Below are 5,492 nucleotides of genomic sequence, written 5' to 3'. Positions count from 1 at the left end.
GGGCGAGGGTGAGGTCGAGGACGGTCGCCGGGTCGGTCAGGCGCTCGCCGTACAGCTCGCGGAGCTTGCCCATCCGGTAGCGGACGGTCTGCGCGTGCACGAACAGGTCGGCGGCCACGTCGTCGCGCCGGCCCTGGTGCAGCAGCCAGGAGCGCAGGGTCTCGGCGAGCCGGTCGGCGGTGCCGGGCGGCAGCGACGCGAGCGGCGCCAGGACCCGGGCGCGCAGGTCGGCGAGCCCTTCCGGGTCGGTGCTCAGCACCAGCTCGGCCAGGTGCTCCTCGGTGTCCAGCGCCGGCCCGTCGTCGGCCGGACGCAGGCCGAGCGACAGGGCCCGGACCGCCCGCTGGTAGGAGGAGGCGACCAGGGCCCAGGGCCGGGCGGGGCCGAGCAGGGCGCGGCGGCCGTGCAGCACCCGGGCGAGCTGCCGCCGCCGCTCACCGTGCGTGTCGGGCACCAGCAGCACCGCCAGGTCCTCGCCCGCTCCGCCCGCCGGGAGGTCGTCGCCGCTCTCCAGGGTGTGCGGGTGCAGCCGGGCGAGCGCCGCGCGGAGGTTGGCCCGGGGCAGCAGGACGACGGTGAGGGTCTGCGGCGGCGGCCAGTCGGCCCGCTCGGCGCTGCGCAGCAGCGCCTCCTCGGGCTCCCCGGCGAGCAGCCGCTGGGTGAGCCGCTCCAGGTTGCGTCGCCGGGCCCGGCCGGCGCTGGCCAGCTCGTCGGCGTGCCCGGCCACACTGGCGGCGGAGAGCTCGTCGATGTACGCGAACATCAGCTCGGCGAACTCGGCGACGGTGGCGGCGGACGACCCGCCCTGCACGGTGGTGGTGGACATCTCCCGCCAGGAGACGCGGGCGCCGACGCGGTACGCGGCGAGCAGGGCGTCCATGCTCCGGCCGGAGCGCGCCTCGCCGCTGCCGAGGGCGTACGCGGCCTCCAGTGCGCCGACCAGCGGGGTGCTCGGGTCGCCGCCGTGGGAACGGCCGATGAGCTGGAGGAACGTGCCGAGCGCGATCTGCACCGCAGTCTCGATCTTCTCGCGCATCTGACCGGTCAGGGCGCCGGAGTAGCTGGGCACCTCGGCGGTGATGGCGGTCACCGTGCGCTCGGCGAGCAGGGGCAGCCGGTCGTGCAGCGCGCCGGCCACCCGGACGTCCAACTCGAGGCGGGCCGCGCGCCGCGTGGCCTCCGAGCGTTCGGACACGTTTGTTCCCTCCGCACAAAAAGCCTCGTCCGGTTCACCTTCGCAGGTCAAGATTTTATGCCATTCTGCCGCGACCATCGAATCATGACCACCACCGTCCCGAACCCCTCCGGGAAGGCGGCCCTGCGGGGCCGGATCCTTCGGCTGGCCGCGTCGGTCACCACCCCGCTGCTGCCCGACGACTACCTCGACCTGGTCGCCCCGCTGCGCTCCGGCGCCGACCTGCGCGGCCGGATCCTCGCCGTGCGGCCCGAGACCGCCGACGCGGCGACGCTGGTGATCCGGCCCGGCCGCGACTGGCGCGGGCACACCCCCGGGCAGTACGTCCGCCTCGGCGTCGACGTCGACGGCGTACGCCAGTGGCGGGCCTACTCGGTCACCTCGCCCCCCGCGCGCCGGGGCGGGCCGATCTCGGTCACCGTGAAGGCCATCCCCGACGGGGTCGTCAGCAACCATCTCGTCCGGCGGACCCGGCCCGGGACGCTGGTGCAGCTCGACCAGGCCCAGGGCGACTTCGTGCTGCCGGGCCGGCCGCCGGCCCGGGTGCTCTTCGTGACCGCGGGCAGCGGCGTCACCCCCGTGATGGGGATGCTGCGCGCCGGCGTGGCGGGCGACGCCGACGTCGTCGTGGTGCACTCGGCGCCGACCCCCGCCGACGTGATCTTCGGCGCCGAGCTGCGGGACCTGGCCGCGCGGGGCGCGATCCGGCTGGTGGAGCGGCACACCGACGCCGACGGGCTGCTCACCGTGGCCGACCTCGACCGCCTCGTGCCCGACCACCTCGACCGGGAGACCTGGGCCTGCGGCCCGCTCGGCCTGCTCGACGCCCTCGAGGAGCACTGGACGGCCGGGGGGCGCGGCGACCGGCTGCACACCGAGCGGTTCCGGCCGACCGTCATCTCGCCCGGCGAGGGCGGCACCGTCACCTTCGCCCGCTCGGGCGTCACCGTCGACGCCGACGGCGCCACCCCGCTGCTCGACGCCGGCGAGAACGCCGGGGTGCTGATGCCCTCGGGCTGCCGGATGGGCATCTGCTTCGGCTGCGTCCTGCCGCTGCGCCAGGGCGCGGTCCGGGACCTGCGCAACGGGGAACTGACCACGGCGGTGCCCGGCGACGGCGTCCGCATCCAGACCTGCGTGTCGGCGGCGGCCGGCCCCTGCGACATCGACCACTGACCGGAGTACCTGACGTGACCGTGATCCAGAACAAGCCCGACAACCCGATCGCCCACCTCACCGCCGAGGACATCGAGACCATCGGCAGGGAACTCGACGCGATCCGCGCCCGGGTGGTCGCCGACCGGGGCGAGCGGGACGCTGCGTACATCCGCCGGGTCATCTCGACGCAGCGCAAGCTGGAACTGGGCAGCCGGGTCGTGCTGCTGTTCTCCCTCTTCCCGCCCGCCTGGATCGTGGGCACGGCCGGCCTGACCGCGGCCAAGATCCTGGAGAACATGGAGGTCGGCCACAACGTCCTGCACGGCCAGTGGGACTGGATGCGCGACCCGAAGATCCACTCCACCACCTGGGAGTGGGACCACGTCTCGCCCGCCGACCAGTGGAAGCACTCGCACAACGAGCTGCACCACACGTACACGAACGTCCTCGGCAAGGACAACGACCTCGGCTACGGCATCATGCGCGTCGACGAGGACCAGCGGTGGCACCCGTTCCACCTGGGGCAGCCGCTGTGGAACTTCATCAACGCCTGCTTCTTCGAGTACGGCATCGCCGCGTACGACCTGGAGCTGGGGCGCAACCTGCGCAAGGGCCGGCACAAGAAGCCGGAGTTCCGGGCCCGGGCCCGCGCGGTGGGCCGCAAGATCCGCCGGCAGGTGCTCAAGGACTACGTGCTGCACCCGCTGCTGTCCGGGCCCTCGTTCCTGCACACGCTGGCCGCCACCTTCACCGCCAACCTTCTGCGCAACCTGTGGAGCCACTCGGTGATCATGTGCGGGCACTTCCCGGAGGGCGTGGAGACCTTCTCCCGGCGCTCGATCGAGGGCGAGACCCGCGGCGAGTGGTATCTGCGCCAGATGCTCGGCTCGGCCAACATCAGCGGCAGCCGGCTGATGCACATCATGACCGGCAACCTGTCGTTCCAGATCGAGCACCACCTCTTCCCGGACCTGCCCAGCAACCGCTACCAGGAGATCGCCCCCGAGGTGCGGGCCCTGTTCGACCGCTACGGGCTGAAGTACACCACCGGCTCGCTGCCCCGGCAGGTCTTCTCCGCGTGGAAGAAGGTCGTCCGGCTGTCGCTGCCGAACCGGAAGGCGCCCCGCCGGGTCGACGACCGCCCCGCGCCGGCGTTCGCCACGTCCGGCGTCTGACCCGCCCCCGACGCCGCCGCCCGCCGCGAAACGCGCTGGGCGGCGGCGCGGCGTCCCCGTACAGTCGGGGCATGGAGATCAGGCATTTCTTCGCCGCCGCGGCCGCGCGAGCTTCGCGCTCGTCGGTCGCCGCCGCCTGACCTCACCATCACCCGCCGGCGACCGGAAACGGTCCGCCGGCTTTCTCGTTCCCGTCGGCCCGCCGGTCCCCGGCGGCGGACCCTTTCCGGTCGTCCCACCCGGAAAGGCCACCACCATGACGTACGACCCGATCAGCCGCACCTTCCTCGACTTCTTCCGCGAGCGCGGCCACGAACTCGTGCCCGACGGCTCCCTGATCCCGCCGCCGGGCGACCCGGTGCTCTTCACCACCTCCGGGATGCACCCCCTGACCCCCTACCTGGAGGGTCGGCCCCACCCGCTGGGCCGGCGGCTGGTGAACGTGCAGCGCTGCCTGCGCACCACCGACCTGGACGAGGTGGGCGACTCCACCCACCTGACCCTGTTCCGGATGCTGGGCTCCTGGTCGCTCGGCGACTACGACCTGCCCCGCAGCGTGCGGTGGGGCTACGAGCTGCTGCGCGACGGCTTCGGCGTGCCGCACGACCGGATGCACGTGACGGTCTTCGGCGGCGACGACCGGGTCGGCCCGGACGAGCCCTCGCTGCGCACGTGGGGTGAGCTGGGCGTGCCCGTGGAGCTGACCGGGGAGGAGAACTGGTGGTCCAACGGCCCGACCGGGCCGTGCGGGCCCGACACCGAGATCTTCGTCTGGACCGGCGACGGCCCGCCTGACGGCACCCCCGGCACCGACGAGCGGTGGATGGAGGTCTGGAACCACGTGGGGATGCGCTACCACCGGCATCCCGACGGCCGGCTGACGCCGCTGCGCCAGCCCAACGTGGACACCGGGATGGGCCTCGAACGGCTGGAGATGGTGCTGCGCGGGCACCGCTCGGTCCACGAGGGCGAGGGCCTCGTGCCGTGGGTTCACGACGTGTCCGACGTGTGGGGCCTGCGCGACGCGTCGCTGCGCCTCGTCGGCGACCACCTGCGCACGGGCGTGGCGATGGTCGGCGACGGCGTACGGCCCTCGAACACCGGCCGCGGCTACGTGCTGCGCCGGCTGTTGCGCCGGACGCTCACCACGCTGTGGCGCGACGACGCGTCCAGGACCCTGTCCGACCTGCCGACCGGGCCGGTACGGCACACCCTCGACGGGTTCCGCCAGTCCGTCGGCGTGGCCGAGGTGCGGGACGTGTTCTCCGTCGAGGAACGGCGGTTCCGGGAGCTGCTGCGACGCGGGCGGCCGGTGGTCTCCCGGCGCCGGTCCCGGGGACCGCTGACCGAGGCGGACTACCGCGATCTGCACGACACTCACGGGCTGCCGCGCGACCTCGTCGACAATCTGCTCGCCGAGGTGGCCTGACCTCCTCGCCCGTTGCCCGTTGCCCGGGGGACAGGTGGCGGCGGCGCTCGCCGCGCCGACGCCGGAGGGGTCGCCGCTGCCGTCCGGGGACTGGGTCGCCGCTGCCGTCCGGGCCCGGGTCGCCGGTCCCGGACGGCAGCGGGAGCTGGCAACTAGCTGGCGTAGGTCTCGAACTCGGCGACCTTCGGCGCGCCGCTCGAACCGGTGATCCTGAAGGTGATCTTGGTCAGGGACGTCGCGGTGAAGGTGATGACGCCCGCCCCGCTGCCGGAGGCCAGGACGGCGCCGGTGCCGTTGTTGACGAGCTGCCAGGACCCGATGCTGCCCTGGGTGCCCGACGGCTCACGGATGACGACCCGGGCGACCCTGGTGGCGGAACCCCACTTGATCGAGATGTCGCCGGTCGCGCCCGACGGCGACCAGTGGGTGCTCAGGCTGCCGTCGCGCACGTTGCCGTAGCTCGTGCCGTCGGCCTTGCTGGAGCCGTCGGAGCCGGCGCCGATGCTGAGGTTGCTCCCGCTGGGCGGGTTCGTCG

The 5,492-nt window shown here is 73.7% G+C and carries 4 protein-coding genes and 1 pseudogene; 3 read left to right on the top strand and 2 right to left on the bottom strand.

Annotated elements, in window-relative coordinates:
• On the bottom strand, positions 1-1,195 hold a 1,195-nt coding region (locus tag F6X68_RS30260; RefSeq protein ID WP_151457449.1), incomplete at its 3' end, for a CdaR family transcriptional regulator.
• A gap of 84 nt (positions 1,196-1,279) precedes the next feature.
• Between F6X68_RS30260 and F6X68_RS30255 the strand changes: the two genes are divergently transcribed.
• The 3 genes from F6X68_RS30255 to F6X68_RS30245 all read left to right on the top strand — a co-directional run bounded on the left by F6X68_RS30255 (position 1,280) and on the right by F6X68_RS30245 (position 4,957).
• Positions 1,280-2,371, top strand: coding sequence for a ferredoxin reductase (locus F6X68_RS30255; protein ID WP_151457448.1), 1,092 nt, complete (start codon positions 1,280-1,282; stop codon positions 2,369-2,371).
• Positions 2,372-2,385: 14 nt separating this feature from the next.
• On the top strand, positions 2,386-3,528 hold the full coding sequence (locus tag F6X68_RS30250; RefSeq protein WP_151457447.1) for an acyl-CoA desaturase: 1,143 nt from the start codon (positions 2,386-2,388) through the stop codon (positions 3,526-3,528).
• Positions 3,529-3,784: 256 nt separating this feature from the next.
• Positions 3,785-4,957, top strand: a complete 1,173-nt coding sequence (locus F6X68_RS30245) for an alanine--tRNA ligase-related protein (RefSeq protein ID WP_151457446.1) — start codon at positions 3,785-3,787, stop codon at positions 4,955-4,957.
• A 152-nt stretch (positions 4,958-5,109) separates the two neighbouring features.
• On the opposite strand, the pseudogene F6X68_RS30240 reads toward F6X68_RS30245, so the two are convergent.
• Positions 5,110-5,492, bottom strand: a pseudogene (locus tag F6X68_RS30240) (pectate lyase); the annotation flags it as partial.

Source organism: Micromonospora sp. AMSO12t (assembly GCF_008806585.1).
Lineage (GTDB): Bacteria > Actinomycetota > Actinomycetes > Mycobacteriales > Micromonosporaceae > Micromonospora > Micromonospora reichwaldensis.
This window is presented reverse-complemented; position numbering and strand designations above follow the sequence as displayed.

Bases quoted from the DNA above. Each gene is read 5' to 3' on its own strand.
- F6X68_RS30255 (WP_151457448.1), top strand. From the start codon at position 1,280: ATGACCACCACCGTCCCGAACCCCTCCGGGAAGGCGGCCCTGCGGGGC.
- F6X68_RS30245 (WP_151457446.1), top strand. From the start codon at position 3,785: ATGACGTACGACCCGATCAGCCGCACCTTCCTCGACTTCTTCCGCGAG.